Source organism: Caulobacter sp. P1_D6 (assembly GCF_056406095.1).
This window is the reverse complement of record NZ_JBFUAW010000009.1, coordinates 98,305-117,575: the sequence shown is the minus strand read 5'-3', so window position 1 is coordinate 117,575 and position 19,271 is coordinate 98,305. Positions and strand designations below refer to the sequence as shown.

The 19,271-nt window shown below is 70.0% G+C and carries 20 protein-coding genes; 16 read left to right on the top strand and 4 right to left on the bottom strand.

Features of this window, described 5'->3' with window-relative positions; all coding sequences use genetic code 11:
* Positions 1-122: 122 nt before the first annotated feature.
* The 6 genes from AC1DYP_RS06910 (at position 123) to AC1DYP_RS06885 (ending at position 4,927) form a co-directional block, all read left to right on the top strand.
* Complete coding sequence (locus AC1DYP_RS06910; protein ID WP_477035000.1) at positions 123-680, top strand: (2Fe-2S)-binding protein; 558 nt, start codon at positions 123-125, stop codon at positions 678-680.
* The gene (locus tag AC1DYP_RS06905; protein ID WP_477045719.1) at positions 677-2,887 is read left to right on the top strand and encodes a xanthine dehydrogenase family protein molybdopterin-binding subunit; all 2,211 of its coding nucleotides are present in this window, start codon (positions 677-679) and stop codon (positions 2,885-2,887) included. Before AC1DYP_RS06910 ends, AC1DYP_RS06905 begins: the two co-directional genes overlap by 4 nt.
* A gap of 133 nt (positions 2,888-3,020) precedes the next feature.
* On the top strand, positions 3,021-3,728 hold the full coding sequence (locus AC1DYP_RS06900) for a helix-turn-helix domain-containing protein (RefSeq protein ID WP_477045718.1): 708 nt from the start codon (positions 3,021-3,023) through the stop codon (positions 3,726-3,728).
* Positions 3,729-3,801: 73 nt separating this feature from the next.
* Entirely contained in the window at positions 3,802-4,149 is a 348-nt protein-coding gene (locus AC1DYP_RS06895) for a hypothetical protein (protein ID WP_477045717.1), read from the top strand.
* Positions 4,150-4,213: 64 nt separating this feature from the next.
* Complete coding sequence (locus AC1DYP_RS06890) at positions 4,214-4,438, top strand: hypothetical protein (RefSeq protein WP_477045716.1); 225 nt, start codon at positions 4,214-4,216, stop codon at positions 4,436-4,438.
* 51 nt (positions 4,439-4,489) lie between these two features.
* A complete protein-coding gene (locus AC1DYP_RS06885) occupies positions 4,490-4,927 on the top strand; it encodes a hypothetical protein (protein ID WP_477045715.1) in 438 nt (145 codons plus the stop codon).
* 4 nt (positions 4,928-4,931) lie between these two features.
* On the opposite strand, the gene AC1DYP_RS06880 is transcribed toward AC1DYP_RS06885, so the two are convergent.
* Positions 4,932-5,558 carry a nucleotidyltransferase family protein gene (locus AC1DYP_RS06880; protein WP_477045714.1) on the bottom strand — a complete coding sequence of 209 codons (627 nt, stop codon included), beginning with the start codon at positions 5,556-5,558 and terminating at the stop codon, positions 4,932-4,934.
* Between the two features lie 29 nt (positions 5,559-5,587).
* Between AC1DYP_RS06880 and moaA the strand changes: the two genes are divergently transcribed.
* From moaA to moaC, 5 genes are read left to right on the top strand one after another with little or no spacing between them, the layout of a single operon-like run.
* The gene (gene moaA / locus AC1DYP_RS06875) at positions 5,588-6,634 is read left to right on the top strand and encodes a GTP 3',8-cyclase MoaA (protein WP_477045713.1); all 1,047 of its coding nucleotides are present in this window, start codon (positions 5,588-5,590) and stop codon (positions 6,632-6,634) included.
* A gap of 2 nt (positions 6,635-6,636) precedes the next feature.
* Positions 6,637-6,876 (top strand): MoaD/ThiS family protein, encoded by a 240-nt coding sequence (locus AC1DYP_RS06870; protein ID WP_477045712.1) that lies wholly within the window; start codon positions 6,637-6,639, stop codon positions 6,874-6,876.
* A complete protein-coding gene (locus AC1DYP_RS06865) occupies positions 6,873-7,328 on the top strand; it encodes a molybdenum cofactor biosynthesis protein MoaE (RefSeq protein ID WP_477045711.1) in 456 nt (151 codons plus the stop codon). The genes AC1DYP_RS06870 and AC1DYP_RS06865 overlap by 4 nt, the downstream gene beginning before the upstream one ends.
* A gap of 14 nt (positions 7,329-7,342) precedes the next feature.
* Positions 7,343-7,894 carry a molybdenum cofactor biosynthesis protein B gene (gene moaB / locus AC1DYP_RS06860; RefSeq protein ID WP_477045710.1) on the top strand — a complete coding sequence of 184 codons (552 nt, stop codon included), beginning with the start codon at positions 7,343-7,345 and terminating at the stop codon, positions 7,892-7,894.
* 13 nt (positions 7,895-7,907) lie between these two features.
* On the top strand, positions 7,908-8,378 hold the full coding sequence (moaC, locus tag AC1DYP_RS06855; RefSeq protein ID WP_477045709.1) for a cyclic pyranopterin monophosphate synthase MoaC: 471 nt from the start codon (positions 7,908-7,910) through the stop codon (positions 8,376-8,378).
* On the opposite strand, the gene AC1DYP_RS06850 is transcribed toward moaC, so the two are convergent.
* The gene (locus AC1DYP_RS06850) at positions 8,375-8,632 is read right to left on the bottom strand and encodes a hypothetical protein (protein ID WP_477045708.1); all 258 of its coding nucleotides are present in this window, start codon (positions 8,630-8,632) and stop codon (positions 8,375-8,377) included. The genes moaC and AC1DYP_RS06850 overlap by 4 nt on opposite strands.
* Complete coding sequence (locus tag AC1DYP_RS06845; RefSeq protein ID WP_477045707.1) at positions 8,632-9,639, bottom strand: XdhC family protein; 1,008 nt, start codon at positions 9,637-9,639, stop codon at positions 8,632-8,634. Before AC1DYP_RS06845 ends, AC1DYP_RS06850 begins: the two co-directional genes overlap by 1 nt.
* Positions 9,640-9,740: 101 nt before the next feature.
* On the opposite strand from AC1DYP_RS06845, the gene AC1DYP_RS06840 reads away from it, so the two are divergent.
* Positions 9,741-10,616, top strand: a complete 876-nt coding sequence (locus AC1DYP_RS06840) for a bifunctional regulator KidO (protein WP_477045706.1) — start codon at positions 9,741-9,743, stop codon at positions 10,614-10,616.
* Positions 10,617-10,681: 65 nt separating this feature from the next.
* Positions 10,682-11,386, top strand: a complete 705-nt coding sequence (locus AC1DYP_RS06835; protein WP_477045705.1) for a glycosyltransferase family protein — start codon at positions 10,682-10,684, stop codon at positions 11,384-11,386.
* Between the two features lie 46 nt (positions 11,387-11,432).
* Here the strand turns inward: AC1DYP_RS06835 and ald are convergent, their stop codons facing one another.
* On the bottom strand, positions 11,433-12,545 hold the full coding sequence (gene ald, locus AC1DYP_RS06830; protein ID WP_477045704.1) for an alanine dehydrogenase: 1,113 nt from the start codon (positions 12,543-12,545) through the stop codon (positions 11,433-11,435).
* Positions 12,546-12,665: 120 nt separating this feature from the next.
* On the opposite strand from ald, the gene AC1DYP_RS06825 reads away from it, so the two are divergent.
* The 3 genes from AC1DYP_RS06825 to AC1DYP_RS06815 all read left to right on the top strand — a co-directional run bounded on the left by AC1DYP_RS06825 (position 12,666) and on the right by AC1DYP_RS06815 (position 19,178).
* Positions 12,666-13,139, top strand: coding sequence for an Lrp/AsnC family transcriptional regulator (locus tag AC1DYP_RS06825; RefSeq protein ID WP_477035017.1), 474 nt, complete (start codon positions 12,666-12,668; stop codon positions 13,137-13,139).
* A gap of 83 nt (positions 13,140-13,222) precedes the next feature.
* The gene (locus AC1DYP_RS06820) at positions 13,223-14,053 is read left to right on the top strand and encodes a carbonic anhydrase (RefSeq protein ID WP_477045703.1); all 831 of its coding nucleotides are present in this window, start codon (positions 13,223-13,225) and stop codon (positions 14,051-14,053) included.
* A gap of 79 nt (positions 14,054-14,132) precedes the next feature.
* Positions 14,133-19,178 carry an alpha-2-macroglobulin family protein gene (locus AC1DYP_RS06815; RefSeq protein WP_477045702.1) on the top strand — a complete coding sequence of 1,682 codons (5,046 nt, stop codon included), beginning with the start codon at positions 14,133-14,135 and terminating at the stop codon, positions 19,176-19,178.
* Positions 19,179-19,271: the final 93 nt, after the last annotated feature.

Sequence of the window (19,271 nt, the reverse complement as noted above, 5' to 3'; positions counted from 1 at the left end):
AACGAGCGTGTCAGGCTAGCCTGCCTGAACCAAGATTTCACTGGCGGGTTTGGGTTTGAGCAGTGTTAGATTCGGCCAAGCTGGGTCGTCGGGCCCCGCTTTTCGCTTGGGAGGCGAAAGCCATGACGTCAACGTTGGACATCAACGGCAAGACGGTCGCCGTGAAGGCCGCCCCCGAGACGCCCTTGCTGTGGGTGCTGCGCGACGAGCTGGGCCTGACCGGCACCAAGTTCGGCTGCGGCATGGCCCAATGCGGGGCCTGCACGGTCCACGTCAACGGCGACCCGGTGCGCTCCTGCGTGACGCCGATCGCGGCGCTGGCCGGCGCCAAGATCGCCACGATCGAGAGCCTGGGCGGCGAGCACCCGCTGCAGCAGGCCTGGGTCAGGCACGACGTGCCCCAGTGCGGCTACTGCCAGTCCGGCCAGATCATGTCGGCCGCCGCCCTGCTGGCCGCCACCAAGTCGCCCAGCGACGAGGACATCGACAACGCCATGAGCGGCAACATCTGTCGCTGCGGCACCTACCAGCGCATCCGCGCCGCCATCAAGGACGCCGCCGGCCTGGCCGCGGCCCCGACGGTCGCGGCGCCGGCCGCCGCCAAACCCGTGGCCTCGAACGACGTCGACGACGAGATCGCCGCCGCCTCGGGCTCGACCGGTCGCGGAGTGGGCCAATGAACGCCCCCTTCCAGAAGCCGCAGGGCCAAGAGGGCGTCAGCCGCCGCGACGTGGTGGTCGGCGCCGTCCTGGCCGGCGGGGCCCTGCTGGTCGGCTGTTCGCCGGCCGAGCTGATGAGCGCCGGCTCCAAGGTCGAACCGGGCGCGTTCGGGCCGTTCATCCAGTTCGATCCGGACGGCGCGGTGACGGTGCTGTCCAAGCACATCGAGTTCGGCCAGGGCAATCACGCGGGCCTGGCGGCGATCGTCGCCGAGGAGCTGGACGCCGACTGGAGCCGGGTGAAGGTCGTCCACGCTCCGGCCAACGCCAAGCTCTACGCCAACACCGGCTCGGGCATCCAGCTGACCGGCGGCTCGTCGGCGATCTCCAATTCCTGGGAGCAGCTGCGCAAGGCCGGGGCCGGCGCGCGGGCGATGTTCGTCCAGGCGGCGGCGACCCGATGGAACGCCCCCGTCGGCCAGATCACCGTCAAGGACGGGGTGGTCGGCCACGCCAGCGGCAAGAGCGCGGGCTTCGGCGAGTTGATCGTCGACGCCGCCAAGGTGACGCCGCCCGAGAACCCGACTCTGAAGGATCCCAAGACCTTCACCCTGATCGGCACCGATCGGGTGCGCCGCAAGGACAGCCTGATCAAGAGCAACGGGACCGCCCGCTACACCCAGGATGTCCAGCTGCCGGACATGCTGGTGGCGGTGGTCGCCCACGCGCCCCGCTTCGGCGGCAAGGTGAAGAGCTTCAACGGCGACGACGCCAAGAAGGTGGCGGGCGTGGTCGACGTCTACGAGATCCCGACCGGGGTCGCGGTGGTCGCCGACACCACCTACGCCGCCCGCATGGGCCGCGAGGCCCTGAAGGTCGAGTGGGACGAGGGCAAGGCCGAGACCCGAAGCTCGGCGACGATCGCCCAGCAGTGGCGCGACATCGCCGCCGGCAAGGGTCCCGCCGATCTGGAGTGGCAGGCCTTCGACTCCAAGGGCGACGCGGCGGCCGCCTCGGCCGGCCCCAATCCTTCAAAAGGGGGCGCCCAGGTCTTCGAGACCACCTACGACTTCCCCTACCTGGCCCACGCCACCATGGAGCCGATGAACTGCGTGGCCATCGTCGACGGCAACAAGGTCAAGCTGATCCACGGCTCCCAGGCCCAGACCCTGGACCAGATGAACGCGGCCAAGATCGTCAAGACCCTGCCCGGTTCGGTCGAGATCGAGACCCTGTACGCCGGCGGCTCGTTCGGGCGGCGGGCCAATTTCCAGTCCGACTACGTGGCCGAGTGCGTGACCATCGCCCAGAAGGTCGGCCATGGCCGGCCGGTGAAGCTGATCTGGACCCGCGAGGACGACATGCGGGGCGGCTACTACCGGCCGCTGATCCACCACGCCGTGCGGGTGACGCTGGACAAGGACGGCTATCCGGCGACCTGGCGCCATCGGATCGTCACCCAGTCGATCATGAAGGACTCGCCCATGAAGGCGAAGGGTCCCGACCAGACCGCGATCGAGGGGACGGCCGGCTCGCCCTATCTGAAGGCCACGCCGATCGTCGACGCCCAGCTGGCCACGCCGGAAGGCGGCGTGCCGGTGCTGTGGTGGCGGTCGGTGGGCGCGACCCACACCGCCTTCGTCATGGAGCACACCATCGACCAGCTGGCCCTGAAGGCCGGCAAGGACCCGGTCGAGTACCGCCGGGCGCTCTACACCAAGATCGGCCCGGAGGGCGCGCGCCATCTGGCGGCCCTGAACCTGGCGGTCGAAAAGGCCGGCCCGGCGCCGGCCGCGGGCTACACGCGCGGCGTGGCGGTGCACGAGAGCTTCGGCTCGGTCGTCGCCCAGGTGGCCGAGGTCAAGCTGGTCGACGGCCAGCCTCGGGTCGGACGCGTGGTGACGGCGATCGACTGCGGCGTGGCGGTCGCGCCCGACCAGGTGGCGGCCCAGGTCGAGGGCGGCACCTGCTACGGCCTGTCGGCGGCGCTCTACGGCGAGATCACGTTGACGGACGGTCGGGTCGACCAGAGCAATTTCGACACCTACCGCGTGCTGCGGATCAACGAGGCGCCGACGGTCGAGACCTATGTCGTGCCTTCCGGCAACCCGCCCAGCGGCGTGGGCGAGCCGGGAACGCCGGTCATCGCCCCGGCGGTGGCCAACGCCCTTCTGGCGCTTTCCAAGACCCCGACCCAGCGCCTGCCTTTTGTTCGCGCCGAGGTCTGACTGTCACTCGATCGACAATAAAGGCCGCCGAACGTAGCGAAATTCGATGCGGTTTTGACGTGACGCGCCCTCCAGGGACACGATCAGTCAAGTCTTGCTGGACGTAAGGCGAGCCGCGAACCATTTTAGCGGCATGGTGGACGCTGGCGACAACCTGGGCTTTGAGCGGCTGACTCCTCGCGAGCGGGAGATTCTGCGGCTTATCGCTCAGCATCGACAGTCCAAGGAAATCGCCCGTCTGCTGCGGCTCTCGCCCAAGACGGTCGAGATGCACGTGCTCAGCGCGCGCCGCCGCCTGGCCGGCCTGAACCGCCGCGACGCCGCCCTGGCGTTCATCGCCTGGGAAACCGACCCCGGTAATGACTACCGTAAGCAATCGGCCGACCTAGCCATGGCCCAGTCAGGGGTCTCTTCTCGCTTCAACAGCGAGAGCAGCCATGACGAAATCTTCCACGAACACTCCGAACCCGGCCTCGGCCTTCTTCATCGCAAGTTGGCAGTCCCTGGAAGAGGGGCTGATCTTGATGGCGGGAACCCCGGAACGCGGCCGCCTGGTCTCGGAGACGGTCTCGGCGCTGCGCAAGGCGCAGGCGGCGGGCGATCCGCCTGGCAAGCTGCTCCTGAGGGTCCTGGCCGCGACGGCCTTCCTGGCGGACGACACGCCGCTCCGTACGGAAGGAGTTGGCGCGATGACCTGACGCCCTTGCAGTGGTTGGGCCTGATCCTCGCCATCGCCACCCTGGGCGGAATCCTGCTCGGGACGGTGACGATGGGCGCCCATGAATTCCTCTACGCCCTTCAGCGGTTCCGCGAGGGCTGGAGCCCGCCTCCGGCGCACTGACGCCGAATTTCCAGAAACAATTTCATCGACTTGAACGTGCGGGGGGGACCCGTGCGACCGGGAGAGTCATGCCATGAAACGCACCGAAGCCGCCCGCGCGGGCGCTGCGAAGCTGATGCGCGCCGAAGCCGCGATCGACGCCGCCCTGCGCGAAACCGCCGAGCTGATGGGTCTGCTGCCCTCGCTCCGGCTCGAGACCAAGCTGTCGGCCGTGCTCGGCCAGGAAGCCGTCGCCAACCTGGGCGAGACCCTGGCCCACATCGTTTCCGCCCGCCGGACGATCATCGAGACCCACAGCGCCCTGGCCACCGTGCGCAGCCAGATCGGTTGCGGCGCCATGGCCGGCGGCGACCTGGACAAGGGTCCGGAAGAGCCGCGCACCAGCGGCCTGCACGCCGTACGCGGCGGCCTGGCCGCCTGATCCGATATTCCACCTCGTCCGTGCACGGCCCGAACCGCGCACGACCCATGAAAGATGACGTGCAATGAGCACCGCCCAGACCGTTCAGCAGCCGCAGGACTCGACGACCGACGAGCTGCAGGAATTCCGCCAGCACCTGCGCACACTCGGGCCCGTCCAGCGCCGGATCCTGTCCGTGCTGATGCCCCAGTTGGTCGCCCTCGACGAGGCCGGCGACACCGACGGCGCGCTGAGCATCATCCAGGAGGTGAAGACCATCCTGTGGGAAGGCCGCCGCACGCGGCACTGACCACAGGTTGCTATTCTCCGAACCACGCTTGCGGCATGGTGGCGTTCGAACTTGGTTTCGAGCGCCACGGCCGTGCAGATCCACACCATCATCTCCCTGATCCTGGCCGTCCTGGTCTGCGGGTTCGCGATGTGGCGCGGCGATCGGAGCGCCCGTTGGATCGGCGCGGCCTTCCTCGCCGACTGGCTGGGCTCCCTGCTGGTCCACCGCCAGCAGGTCCAGAGCGCCGACTACGGGGTGCTGGCGATCGACATCGCGGCGCTGGCGGCGTTCATCTGGATCTCGATGCGGACCCGGCGCCTCTGGACGATCGTCGCCTCGGCCTTCATGGCGATCATCGTGGCCTCGCACGTGGCGGTGATGATCGACCTTCGGGTGACCATCAACACGCTGAAGGCCAGCATGGCGATCTGGAGCTACGGGGTCCTGGCGTGCATCGCGTTCGGGACCTGGGCCGGCGGGCGTCGGCATGGCCACGCGCCCTCCTGAGCGGTCACCCGCCGCGGGTCAGGTCCTCGGGACGGTCGACATCGAACAGCACGCCGTCGTCCGGCCCGTCGATCAACGCCAGGCGTTCGCCCAGCGCGGCCAGGACCTCCCGCGCGCCGATATCGCCGTCCAGGCTCCGCAGGGCGGGATAACAGGCCCTTCCGAACAGCACGGGATGTCCGCGTCGTCCCGCGAAGCAGGGCGCCACGGCGTCGACGCCTGGGCGCAGCGCCCGCGCCAGATCGCACGTCACGCCAGGCGGAACACGCGGCATGTCGCCCAGGAACACGAAGACGCCGTCCGAATCCGGGGGCAGGGCGGCGACGGCCGTCCGCAGCGAGGCGCCCATGCCCTCGGCGGCGTCGGCGGCGACGATGAGGTCGAGAGCGTCCCCGCGACCCAGAGATCCAGCATGGTCGCGGGCGATCCTGGCCAGGTCCGGATCGCCGTCGGTGATCAGCAGCACCCGCCGCGCCGGGGCCGCGAAAGCCGCATCCAGGGCCCCGACCACCAGCGGACGGCCGTCGAACGACGCCAGCAGCTTGCGGCCGCCGGAGTGCTCGGCGAACCGGCGCCCGGCTCCCGCCGCCAGGATCACGGCGTCGCACCGCGCGCTTTCACTTTCCGCCATGCCGTCCCACGCCTATCTTACGAACCGACATGACGCCTTATGACGCCAGCCCCGCGCAAGCGGTCATCCGTTCTCCGCGCCTGCCAAGCCGTTTGGTCGACGGTTTCGGCCGCGCGGTGACCTATCTGCGCGTCTCGGTCACCGACCGCTGCGACCTGCGCTGCACCTATTGCATGGCCGAGCACATGACCTTCCTGCCGAAGGCGGAGGTCCTGTCGCTGGAGGAGCTGGATCGCCTGGCCTCGGCCTTCGTCGAGCTGGGCGTGCGCAAGCTGCGGCTGACCGGCGGCGAGCCGCTGGTGCGCAAGGGGATCATGACCCTGGTCGAGCGGCTGTCGCGGCATCTGCGGTCCGGCGCCCTGGACGAGCTGACCCTGACCACCAACGGCACCCAGCTGGCCGGGCACGCGGCCGACCTGGCCCGCTTGGGCGTGCGGCGGATCAACGTGTCGCTCGACACCCTCAAGCCCGACCTGTTCCGCAAGCTGACCCGAGGCGGCGACCTGTCCAAGGTGCTGGCGGGGATCGACGCAGCCCTGGCCGTCGGGCTGCAGGTCAAGATCAACGCCGTGGCCCTCAAGCACGACAACGCCGAGGAACTGCCGGCCTTGATCCAGTGGGCTCACGGCCTGGGCGCCGACATGACCCTGATCGAGACCATGCCGCTGGGCGAGGTCGAGGTGGACCGCACCGACCAGTACCTGTCGCTGAAGGACGTCCGCCGCGATCTTTCGTCGTTCTGGACCCTGACGGACCTGGCCTACGCCACCGGCGGGCCGGCCCGCTATGTCCGCGTCGAGGAGACCGGCGGGCGGCTGGGCCTGATCACGCCGCTGAGCCACAATTTCTGCGAGGCCTGCAATCGGGTCCGCCTGACCTGCACCGGCACCTTGCACACCTGTCTGGGTCGCGACGACGCCAGCGACCTGCGGGCGGTGATCCGCGGCGGGGCCGACGACGCGGACCTGGAGCGGGCGATCTTCGCGGCCATCGGGACCAAACCCCAGGGCCACGACTTCCACATCGACGGCGCGCGGCCGGCCGTGGCGCGCCACATGTCGACGACTGGGGGCTGATCGTGGCGCGAGTGCTGTTGCTCGGACGCCTGGCCGACCAGGCCGGCTGGCGCGACCGCTCCGTCGAGGCCGCGACCCTGGCCGCCCTGCGCGCGGCTCTCGCCGCCGACGATCCGGGTCTGGGCGAGGCGCTTTCCGGCCCCGGCGTGCAGGTGGCGGTCGACAAGGCCATCGTCCGGGGCGAGGCGAGCCTGGCCGCCGCCACCGAAGTGGCCTTCCTGCCGCCGATGAGCGGCGGATGACGACCTTTCCGTCAATCAGCCTGACCGGCGAGGCCTTCGAGCCAGGGCTCTTGTTGACGAGCTTCTGCGCCGGCCGCGACGAGACCGGCGCGGTGGCCAGCTTCGTCGGCCTGGCGCGGGCCGAACAGGGCCGGGCCCGGATCCTGGAGCTGGAGGCCTATCCCGGCTTCACCGATGCGGCGATCGCCCAGTTCGCCGAGGAGGCCAAGGCCCGGTTCGCCCTGCACGACTACCGCATCGTCCATCGCGTCGGCCGCGTCGCGCCGGGCGAGGCGATCGTCTTCGTGGCCACGGCGGCCGGCCATCGCCGCGCCGCGTTCGAGGCCTGCGACTTCCTGATGGACTACCTCAAGAGCCGCGCACCCTTCTGGAAGAAGGAGCACGGTCCGGACGGCGACCGCTGGATCGAGCCGACGGCTCAGGATAGGACCGACGCCGAGCGTTGGGACTAGGACGGGAGAACAGCATGTCGGCAGGCCTCATCCCCGGCGGCGGCATCAAGCCGGAGCTTCTGTTCAAGCCGGTGCGCGTGGCGATCCTGACCGTGTCGGACACCCGCGACGAGTCCAACGACACCTCAGGCCAGCTGCTGATCGATCGGGTCAAGGCCGCCGGCCACGAGCTGGCAGGCCGGGCGGTGGTCCGCGACGACATCGAGACCATCCGCCGGACGGTGCGCGACTGGATCGCCGGCGGCCAGGTCGACGCCGTCGTCAGCACCGGCGGCACGGGCCTGACCGGCCGCGACGTCACGGTCGAGGCCCTGGAGCCGCTGTTCGACAAGAAGATCGACGGCTTCTCGGTGGTCTTCCACCTGGTCAGCTACGCCTCGGTGGGCCTGTCGACCCTGCAGAGTCGCGCCACGGCGGGCCTGATCGGCGGGGTGTTTGTGTTCTGCCTGCCGGGCAGCAACGGGGCGGTCAAGGACGGCTGGGACAAGGTGATCTCGGCCCAGCTCGACAGCCGCCACAAGCCCTGCAACATGGTCGAACTGATGCCCCGACTCCTAGAGCAATAGGACTGCTGGAACAGTGACCCGCCTGACCCACATCGACGACCAGGGCCGCGCCCGCATGGTCGACGTCTCCGACAAGGCCGAGACGGTCCGCGAGGCGATCGCCGTCGGCTTCGTGCGGATGCGCCCCTCCACCCTCGAGCTGGCCGTGTCCGGAACAGGGCGCAAGGGCGACGTTTGCGCCGTGGCCGAGATCGCCGGGGTGATGGCGGCCAAGAAAACCTCCGATCTGATCCCGCTGTGCCACCCCCTGGCCCTGTCCAAGGTCGAGGTGTCGGTCGAGCCGGCCGAAGGCGGACTGGCGGTGATGGCCCGGGTCAAGCTGAAGGGCCAGACGGGCGTGGAGATGGAGGCCCTGACCGCCGTGTCGGTGGCCTGCCTGACGATCTACGACATGCTGAAGGCCGCCGAGAAGGGCATGGTCATCGAGGCCGTGCGTCTGGTCGAGAAGACCGGCGGCAAGTCGGGCGACTGGCGGGCCGACTAGGGCTCGACACAGGCCCGAGCCATCGCCACCAGCCGATCGGCGCCGGCCGCGTCCGTGACGTCGATGCGCTCGAAATCATCGCCCTCGACGCGGATGTCGGCGAACAGCCCCTTGGGGTCCTCGTGGAAATGCAGGAAGGCCCGGGACTTGCGGTAGAAGGTTCCGCGCTGCTTCTCGACCAGGCCGGGCAGGACGCGGATCCGGGCGATCAGCGGCTCCAGCTGGTCCAAGGCCTCGGAACCCGCATGCTTCATCAGAGTCGCCGCGCCAGGGCCGGCTGGCCGTGCCGGGTCGCCATGATCTCGCCGATCACCGCCACGGCCACCTCGAACGGCGCCTTGCCGCCCAGGTCCAGGCCGATCGGCGCGCGCAGCTTCTGAAGGTCACGCTCGCCGACCCCGGCCGCTCGCAGACGGTCCAGCCGCTCGCCCAGTCGTCGCCGCGCGCCCAGCAGGCCGACATAGGGCGCGGCCGAGGGCAGGGCGGCCAGCAGGGCCTGGTGGTCGACCGCCTCGTCGTGGCCGCAGATCGCCACCGCCGTCCAGGGGTCCAGGCCGATCGCCGCCGCGGCGGAGGCGACGTCGTCTCGGCGATAGGCCACGCCGGCCAGGGGCGGGGGCGAGGTCGGGCCCTTGGGCCGCACCAGGGTGGTCTGGAAGCCCGACTGCGCGCCCAGGCCGGCCACGGCCAGGGCGGTCGGGTCGCCGCCGAACACCACCAGCCTAGGCGGCGGATCGAAGCGACGCGAAAAGGCCCCGGGCCAGGCCGAGACGAACTCCGGCAAGGGCGCGCAGAGCCGCCGTTCGCCGTCGCTGATCCAGATCGCCGGAACCCGGGCCTCGGCCAGGGCCAGCAGTTCGCGGGCCGCCGGATCGTCCGGCGTGATTCGCTCGACCAGGATCTCGATCCGCGCCCCGCACAGCAGGCGGATGTCGGGCCAGGGGCTGCCATCGCCGTAGACCAGGCGCCGGGGGCGTCCGTCGGCCGTGCAGGCCCTGGCATGGTCCTCGACGTCGGCCTCGATGCAGCCGCCCGACAGGAAGCCGGCTCGGCTATCGACCCCGAACACCATCTGGGTGCCGACCGGGCGAGGCCCGCCGTCGCCTAGGGAAATGATGGTCGCAAGGCCCGCCGGGCCTTGCGCCAGGGCGCTCGCCAGGGCCGGCCGCATGTCTTCCGCCAGGCCGTGAAGCGGCCAATCGGAAGGCGCGGCGGCGGCGGCGAGAGACACGTCGGTGTCGGCGTGATCGGGCAGGTTCATTGCCAAGCATGTTAACGCCTCGGCAAGTTTCCAGAAACGCCTTCTTCAAACCTTGGGGCGTACGGTTCGCGTCACAGGTGTTCTCATCCTCACGGATTTCCATGTCGCTTTCCGTTTCCAAGCTCGGTCTCGCCGCCGCCCAGTTCGGACTGGACGGCATGAGCGCGTCGCCGCGCGCCCGATCCCCGGAAACCGAAGCCCGCGACATCCTCAACATCGCCGCCCGCGCGCGCCTGTCGGTGCTGGACGTGTCCGGCAACTACGGCCGCGCCGAGCAGGTGCTGGGCGACCTGATTCCCCGTCCCGTGCCGTTCCGCGTCACCCTGTCGGCCGCCCGCGCCGACCGTGGTCCCGACTTCGTCGAGGCCGAGACCCGCGCGTCCTTGCGCCGCCTGGGGATCGAGCGCGCCGACGCCGTCATCGTCTCCTCGCCCTCGGAACTTTTCGGCGCGCACGGCGCGGCCGTCTGGGACCGTCTGGCCCGTTTGCGCGACGAGGGGTTGTTCGCCAAGATCGGCGTCGCCGCCCACGCCAGCGACGATCCGGTGGGCGTGGCCCGTCGTTTCAAGCCCGACATTCTGCAAGCCCCGGCCAGCCTGCTGGACCAGCGCCTGCTGGCCGACGGCTCGCTGCAACGCATCGCCGGCATGGGGATCGAGGTGCAACTGCGCTCGATCTTCCTCAACGGCCTGCTGTTCCTGCCGCCCGACCGCGTTCCCGCCCAGCTGAAGGGGGCTTCGGGCCGCCTGTCGAAGGTCCGCCGGATGATCGCCGAGGGCCGTTCCGATCCGCTGCAGGCCGCGCTGGGCTTCGCCCTGTCGCGCGTCGAAGCCAGCGCCGTCCTCGTGGGCGTCACCTCGGCCGCCGAACTGTCGGCCGTGGTCGCCGCCGCCTCCAGCCCGCCGCCCGACCTCGATTGGGACGACATGGCCATCGACGATCCGGTGGCCCTGGACCCGCGACGTTGGGTCGCCTGACGACCAGGCGAATCGAAGCTCAGCCTCAGAACAAGAGCTGAGAAACAAAGAGGGAGACGAACGCCATGATCCTCGCCGTCGTCCAGGCCCGCATGGGCTCCAAACGTCTGCCCGGCAAGGCCGTCGCCACCCTCCAGGGTCAGCCGATGATCCTGCGCCAGCTCGAGCGGCTGCGCGGCGCCCGGCGCCTGAACAAGATCATCGTCGCTACCAGCGACGCCGCTGACGACGACGGCCTGGCCGGTCTGGTGGTGTCGCGCGGCTACGCCGTGCACCGCGGCTCGGGCAGCGACATCCTCGACCGCATCGCCCGCTGCGCCGAGGCCGCCGGCCCGGTCAGCCACATCGTCCGCATCAAGGGCGACGCGCCGTTCGTCGATCCGGCCGTGATCGACGAGGCCGTTCGCCTGGCCCAGGTCAGCGGCGCGGCCTACACCTCCAACCGCGTCGAGCGCACCTTTCCGGCCGGCCTCGAGGTCGAGGTGGTCACCGTCGAGGCGCTGCGCATGGCCGCCGCCGAGGTCCGCGACCCGCTGGCCATGATCTCGCCGACCGCCGCCATCCGCGCGCGGCCGGACCGCTTCCGCCAGGCTCACCTGAAGGCCCATCGCGACTGGTCGCACTACGACTGGCGGGTGAAGACCCCGGCCGACCTGGCCTTCGCGCGCTCGATCTACGACGCGCTGTATCCGGCCGATCCGGGCTTCTCGATGCACGACGTGCTGGACCTGGTGGAGAGCCACCAGGACCTGGGACGGTTCGCGGCCTAAGAAACACAGTCGGGGACAGGCCCATGGGCCTGTCCCCAGCCTGTCGCTACTTCCAAGCGCCGTAAGGATCCACCGACGTCTTGCCCAGCGCCTCGGCCACGGCCGGGTGGGTCAGTTGGCCGTTCAGGACGTTGAGCCCCTTGGCCAGGTGGATGTTGCTCTTCAGCGCGTCCAGGCCGTGATCCGCCAGGGCCAGGCCGAAGGGCAGGGTGGCGTTGCCCAGGGCCTCGGACGAGGTGCGCGGCGCGGCGCCGGGCATGTTGGCCACGCAGTAGTGGACGACGCCGTCGACCGTGTAGGTCGGCTCGGCGTGGGTGGTCGGGTGGCTGGTCTCGAAACAGCCGCCCTGATCGATGGAGACGTCGACCAGCACCGAGCCTGGCTTCATCTTCGACAGGTGTTCGCGCTTGACCAGCTTGGGCGCCGCGGCCCCGGCGGTCAGCACCGCGCCGATGATCACGTCGGCCTTGAGGATCTCGTCCTCGACGGCCGCCATCGTCGAATAGCGGGTCAGGATGCGGCCTTGATAGAGGTCGTCCAGCTCGCGCATGCGCGGGATCGAGCGTTCAAGCACCACCACCTCGGCGCCCAGGCCGGCGGCCATGCGCGCGGCGTTGGAGCCGACCACGCCGCCGCCCAGCACCGCCACGCGGGCCGGGGGCACGCCGGGCACGCCGCAGAGCAGCAGGCCCATGCCGCCGTTGTGCTTGAGCAGGGTCTCGGCCGCCGAGAAGACGGCGATGCGGCCGGCCACTTCCGACATCGGGGCCAGCAGCGGCAAGCCGCCGCGCGCGTCGGTGACGGTCTCGTAGGCGATGGCCGCGCAGCCCGAGGCCAGCAGGCCCTCGGTCTGGGCCGGATCGGGCGCCAGGTGGAGGTAGGTGAACAGGATGTGGCGGGGCGTCAGGCGCTCCCACTCGACCTTCTGCGGTTCCTTGACCTTGATGATCAGTTCGGCGCCCGCGAACACCGCGTCGGCGTCGGGCGCGATGGTCGCGCCGGCCTTGACGTAGAGGTCGTCGCCGTAGCCGGCCCCAAGGCCCGCGCCGGTCTGGACCAGCACCGAGTGACCATGACCCACATACTCGCGCACGGCGGTGGGGGTCAGGCCAACCCGGTGTTCGCCCGGTTTGATCTCGGATGGCACTCCAACGCGCATGATAGTCTCCTCCAAATGGCTTTTGACGCTGGTTTACGCCCGCCAGACTGCAGGTTCCCGGGCCATTTCATGTGACAGTATCCGTGTTATGCAGGAATCCTGCGCCATGGAGCCTTCACGGTGAAAAAAGCTGCGGTGATCCTCGACGCCTTCGACCGCAAGCTGCTGCATCTGCTCCAGCGACGGGGCAGGGCCAGCTATGTGGAAATGGCCGAGGCGGTGAATCTTTCCGAATCCGCCTGCCTGCGTCGCGTGAAGGCGCTGGAGGAGGCCGGGGTGATCGGGCGCTACGCCGCGGTGATCGACGAGCGGGCGGTGGGCCTGCCGCTCAGCGTGTTCGTCACCGTCACCCTGTCGTCCCAGGCCGAAGCGACGCTCAGCGCGTTCGAGAAGGCGATCGCCAATGTCCGCGAGGTGGCCGAGTGCTACCTGATGACCGGCGGCTCGGACTATCTGCTGCGGCTGGTGGTGGCCGATGTCGACGACCTGGAGCGAGTGCACGCCCAGGGGCTGACCCGAATTCCCGGCGTGGTCCGGGTCAGCTCGTCGATCGCCATGCGCACCGTGGTCAAACGTGTCGAATTGCCGCTTTGAGGCCGGGTCGGCGTTGCGGCGTGGTTAACCCTTTGCCTCCAGAACTAGAGTCGACCTAATCGCTGCACTCGTCGGGGGATGAGATGGTTTCGAGACGACTCCTGCTGGGCGCTCTGGGCGCCGGCCTCGCCGCGCCCGTCCTGGCCTGGGCCGAGGGCGACAATCCCACGACGCCGTCGGTGCTGACCCGCAAGGGCCGCCGCACGCGCCGCGCCCTGAAGACCCAGACCTCCGACAAGGCCGCGCTCGACAAGGCGCTGGCCCAGGTCAAGCCGCTGGAAGACCCCAACGCGGTCGAACCCGCCGAAGTGCACCCGCCGGCCGTCAGTCCGGACGAGGCGCTGGGCCGCCTCAAGCAGGGCAACGCCATCTTCGCGCGCGGCGGGGCCAGCATCGCCCTGCCGACCGTGGCCCGCATCGCCGAGCTGTCCAAGGGGCAGCGGCCGTTCGCGGTGATCGTCGGCTGCAGCGACAGCCGCACCGGCCCCGAACTGATCTTCGACTGCAATCTGGGCGAACTGTTCGTGGTCCGCGTGGCCGGATCGACCGTCAGCCGCGAGGGGCTGGGCTCGATCGTCTATGCCGTCGAGCACCTGGGCGCGCCGCTGGTCGTGGTGCTGGGTCACACCAAGTGCGGCGCCGTCGGCGCGGCGGTCGATGTGGCCACCAAGCACGCCGACCTGCACGGCGCCCTGTTCGACATGGTGTTGCCGATCATCCCGGCGGTGCTGGAAGCCCAGGAAAAGCACCCCGCCGACCTCCAGGACGCGGCCATCCGCCAGAATGTCCGCGACGTCGCCGCCCGCCTGAAGGTGGCCGACGGCACGCTGGCCGAGAAGCTGTCCGAGGGCCGCCTGAAGATCGTCTCGGCCACTTACGAGCTGGCCACCGGCGTGGTGGCGTTCGACGCATAACCTTGTTCGGGTCATCCGTTGACCCGTTGCCCGGCTTAGGTTCAAGTCTCCCGACACGCTAAAGTTGGGGAGACCTGGGATGTCGACGGACGAGACGCCGCCGGAAGGTGGACGCGGGACCTTCGGCAGCCGCCTGGCGACCCAGTGGGAAGCCTTCAAAAGCCGAATTCCGCCGCAGCTGAAGTCCCCGCTGGTCGCGGTGGGCGCCGCAGCGCTCGTCCTCGGTTTCGGCGGCGGTTTCGCGGTCGGCAAGGTCGCCGATCTCGGCTGGTTCGGCCACAAGACCACGACGGCCGAGGCGCCGAAGGGCCAGGCCTGGTCGCTGTTCGGCAAGCCCCGCTCCGCGAATGCTCCCCGGCGGGGCGTTCCCAAGCCCGAGGGCTTCGCCGTCTGGCGCAGCCGCATCGACAGCACCGGCGCCGAGCCGATGGCTTGCGTCCAGATGAGCAAGCCGCTCGATCCGTCCAAGGCCTATGCCGATTTCGTGCTGCTCTCGCCGGACATGGGTCGCCAGGCGGCGGTGCGGGTCAAGAACGACGAACTGTGCATCGGCGGCGTCGGCTTCACGGACCATCGCGTCACCCTGCTCAAGGGCCTGCCCGGCAAGAACGGCGAGACCCTGGTCGCCAACGCCGACGTCGACTTCACCTTCGGCGAGAAGCCGCCCTATGTCGGCTTCGCCGGCGACGGCGTGATCCTGCCGCGCGAGGAATCCGACGGCGTGGCCCTGGAGACCATGAACGTCTCCAAGCTGGCCATCGAGGTCTGGCGGGTGTCGGACCGCAATCTGGTGCGCAAGTCGATCAGCGCGCCCGACCCGACCGGCGAGGGCGACTATTCCAGCGACTATGGCGACGACAGCCCCGACGACGAGGGCCGCCAGGTCTGGAAGGGCGTTATCAACGTCGAGGGCGCGGCCGGCCAGAAGGCCACGACCGTCTTCCCCTTGGGCGCGGTGCTCAAGGAAATGAAGCCCGGCGGCTACGTGATCAAGGCGCGCGACGCCTCGGGCGGCCGCGATCCGGACGGCGAGGGCGAGCCCACTCCCGCCCAGGCCCGCCGCTGGATCATGTTCACCGACATGGCGCTGATCGGCTACGACGGCGCCGAATCCCTGGACGTGGTGGTCCGCTCGCTGAAGAGCGCCAAGACCGTGGCGGGCGTGCGCGTGGCCCTGGTGGCCAAGGACGGCGAGGACCTGGCGGTGGCCAAGACCGACGCCGACGGCCGGGCGCGCTTCGCCCATACCCTGCTGGAAGGCGAGGGCGCCTCGCGGGCCAAGATGGTCATGGCCTATGGCGACCAGGGCGACCTGGCGGTGCTGGACCTGGACCGCTCGCCGGTCGACCTGTCCAAGCAGGGCGTCGGCGGCCGCACCGAGTCAGACGGCGGCCGGGCGCTTTCCACCGATATCGACGGCTATCTCTATGCCGACCGCGGCATCTATCGCCCGGGCGAGACCGTGCACCTGACGGCCATGGTCCGCGACCGGTTGGCCAAGGCGGTCAACGACCGCAAGGGCTACATCCTGGTCAAGCGGCCCTCGGGCGTCGAGTTCAAGCGCTACAACTTCAGCCGCGCTGACGCCGGCGCCGTGCTGGCCGACATCGCCCTGCCCCGGAGCGCCCCGCGCGGCCGCTGGACGGCGGTGCTGAAGATGGAGGGCAGCGACGCCGAGGCCGGTTCGTTCAGCTTCAGTGTCGAGGACTTCGCCCCGCAACGCCTGGCGGTCACCGCCACGGGCCAGGAGTCCGTGCCGGTCGCGGCCGGCCAGGAGCGCAAGATCGACGTTTCGGCCCGCTTCCTCTACGGCGCGCCGGGCGCGGGCCTGCAGACGCAAGGCGAGGCGCGGCTGCGGCTCGACAACGACCCCTTCCCGCAGTTCAAGGGCTACGAGTGGGGCGACGACCTGACGCCCTTCGACGAGAAGTTCATCGAGCTGGGCACCACCGTCACCGACGGCGACGGCCACGCGATGCTGAACCTGGTCACCACGGAAGCTGGCGACACCGCCCAGCCGCTGGTGGCGGCGGTGACGGCCTCGGTGTTCGAGCCCGGCGGCCGGCCCGTGCGCGAAGGCATGGAGCTGAAGGTGCGCGGCAAGCCGGTGTACTACGGCGTCAAGGTCGAGCAGGGCGACGCCGGGCGCGGCGACCCGCCGGTCAGTCTGGAGATGATCGCGGTCAACGCCGCCGGGACCCGCATCGCCTCGACGGCGACCTACACCCTGATCAGCGAGAACTGGAACTACGACTGGTTCCAGCAGGACGGCCGCTGGCAGTGGCGGCGCACCAGCCGCGACGCGGTGGTGGCCAGGGCCAGCGTCAACATCGGCGCGGGCGCGCCCGCGCGCTTCAACCGCCGCCTGGGCTGGGGTGATTACCGCCTGGTGGTCGAGGGTCCGGACGGGTCCAAGACCGTGACCAAGTTCTCGTCGGGCTGGGGTTCACCCGCCAAGGAAGGCGAGGCGCCCGACTTCGTGCGGGTCAGCGCCGGAACCAAGGCCTACGCCCAGGGCGACACGGTCGAACTGACCCTGAAGTCGCCCTATGCCGGCCAGGTGCAGGTGGCCGTGGCCACCGACCGGCTGATCGACTTCAAGACGCTCAGCGTCGGCGAGAACGGAACGACCGTGAAGCTGAAGACCTCGGCCGCCTGGGGCGGCGGGGCCTATGTGATGGTCACGGTGATCCAGCCGCGCGACCCGGTCAGCTCGCCCAAGCCCAAGCGGGCCCTGGGCCTGATCTATGTTCCGCTCGATCCGAAGGGTCGCAAGCTGACGGTCGATATCGGCACGCCGGTGAAGCTGGATTCCAAGGCCCCGGTCGAGGTGCCGATCAAGGTCAACGGCCTGGGCTTCGGCCAGAAGGCCAAGGTCACTATCGCCGCCGTCGACGAAGGCATCCTGCGCCTGACGCGCCAGGACAGTCCCGACCCGGCCAAGTGGTACTTCGGCAAGCGGGCCCTGACCCTGAACTATCGCGACGACTACGGCCGCCTGCTCGACCCGAACATGGGCGCGCCGGCCAACGTCAATTTCGGCGCCGACGAGCTGGGCGGCGAGGGTCTGACGGTGACGCCGATCAAGACCGTGGCCCTGTGGTCCGGCATCGTCGAGACGGGGATGGACGGCAAGGCGGTGGTCAAGCTGCCGGCCGCCGACTTCAACGGCGAACTGCGGATCATGGCCGTGGCCTGGACCGACACCGCCGTGGGTTCGGGCTCCAAGGCCATGACCGTGCGTCAGCCGGTGGTGGCCGACCTCAACCTGCCGCGCTTCCTGGCCCCCGGCGACAAGCCGATGGCCACGCTGGAGCTGCACAATGTCGAGGGCAAGGCCGGGGCCTATACGGTCGAGGCCAACGCCACCAACGGAATCGCCGTGGCTTTCAAGAAGGTCATCACCCTGGTGCTGGGCCAGCGCATCGCCGAGAAGATCCCGTTCCTGGCCCCCACCGTCACGGGGATCGGCAAGGTCGGCTTCAAAGTGGCCGGGCCGGGCTTCCAGACCACCAAGGACTATCCGATCCAGACCCGACTGGGCTGGGGCGACGTGGTGCGCACGACGACGGAGCTGCAACAGCCGGGCGCGACCTACACGCCCGACGCCGAACTGATGTCGGGCCTGGCGGCCGGGGACGTCACGCTGCAGGTCAGCTACTCGCCGTTCAAGGGCTTCGACCCTTCGGCGATCGCCGTGGCCTTGCAACGCTACCCCTACGGCTGCACCGAGCAGCTGGTCTCGACCGCCTATCCGCTGCTCTACGCCCAGAGCGTCTCCAACGATCCCAAGCTCCAGCGCAATCCGGCCATCCTGGCCGGAGCGGTGGGCAAGCTGCTGGACCGCCAGACGCTCGACGGAGCCTTCGGCCTCTGGCGGGTGGGCGACGGCGAGGCCGACGCCTGGCTGGGCGCCTACGCCACGGACTTCCTCGTGGAAGCCAAGGCCCAGGGCGTGGCCGTGCCGGACGAGGCGATGAACAAGGCGCTGAACGCCATGCGCCAGATCAGCCGTCCCGACGGCTGGAGCTCGGTGTCCTACCGCCTGGAATATCCCGAATGGTGGGGCCGCTCGCCCGACGACTCCAAGAAGGCCACCGAGCGCATGCGCCGACGGGCCTCGGCCTACGCCCTCTACGTGATGGCCAAGGCCGGACGCGGCGACCTGGCGCGGCTGCGCTGGTGGCACGACGTGCAGATGAAGGACGAGGACCAGCCCCTGGCCAAGGCCCAGGTGGCGGCGGGCCTCGCCCTGATGGGCGACCAGGCGCGGGCCCGCTCGGCCATGCGCCAGGCGGTCCGCTCGCTGGGCTGGCGCGACGACAGCGACTGGTACCAGAGCCCGCTGCGCGACGTGGCCACGATCACCGCCCTGGCGGTCCAGGCCGGCCAGGGCGACATCGCCCGCCAGCTGCAGGGACGCCTCGAGAACGTGGTCAAGGACCCCGACGCCCTGAACACCCAGGAGCAGGCGGCGGTGCTGTTCGCGGCCTCGCAACTGCTCAAGGCGGCCGGTCCGATCACCATCGACGCCCAGGGCGTGACCGCCCTGCCGCCGGCCGGCGGAGCGCCGCGCTGGGCTGTCGGCAGGCTGTCGGACGCCCGCTTCGTCAACAAGGGCAAGGGCGCCCTGTGGCGGACGGTCAGCGTGCGCGGCACGCCGGTCGCCGCTCCGGGGGCCGAGGCCAATGGCATCTCGGTGTCCAAGCGCCTGTTCTCGATGAACGGCGGGGCGATCGATCCGGCGCAGATCCACCAGGGCGACCGGGTGATCGTGCTGGTGTCGGGCCGTTCGATGCAGGCCCGCTCGACCGCCCTGGTGGTCGACGACGCGCTGCCGGCCGGCTTCGAGATCGAGACCACCCTGGGCGCCGACGACGCCCAGAACGGTCCCTTCAAGTTCCTGGGCGAGCTGACCAATCCCGACGTCCAGGAAAGCCGCGACGACCGCTACATCGCCGCCCTGGACCTGGGGGGCGAGAAGCCGTTCGCCATGGCCTACGTGGCGCGGGCGGTGACGCCGGGCGAGTTCTTCCTGCCCGGCGCGATCGCCAAGGACATGTACCGGCCCAGCCTGAACGCGCGGTCGGACGCCGGGCGGATCACCGTGGCGCCGGGGGGCTAGGACCCTCGGCGCCACGGCGCCTAGCGACGAGGCTGGGCCTGCCACGAAACTGGACACACCTTTAGGTGGGGGTTGGGCGTCGCGCCCGACCCC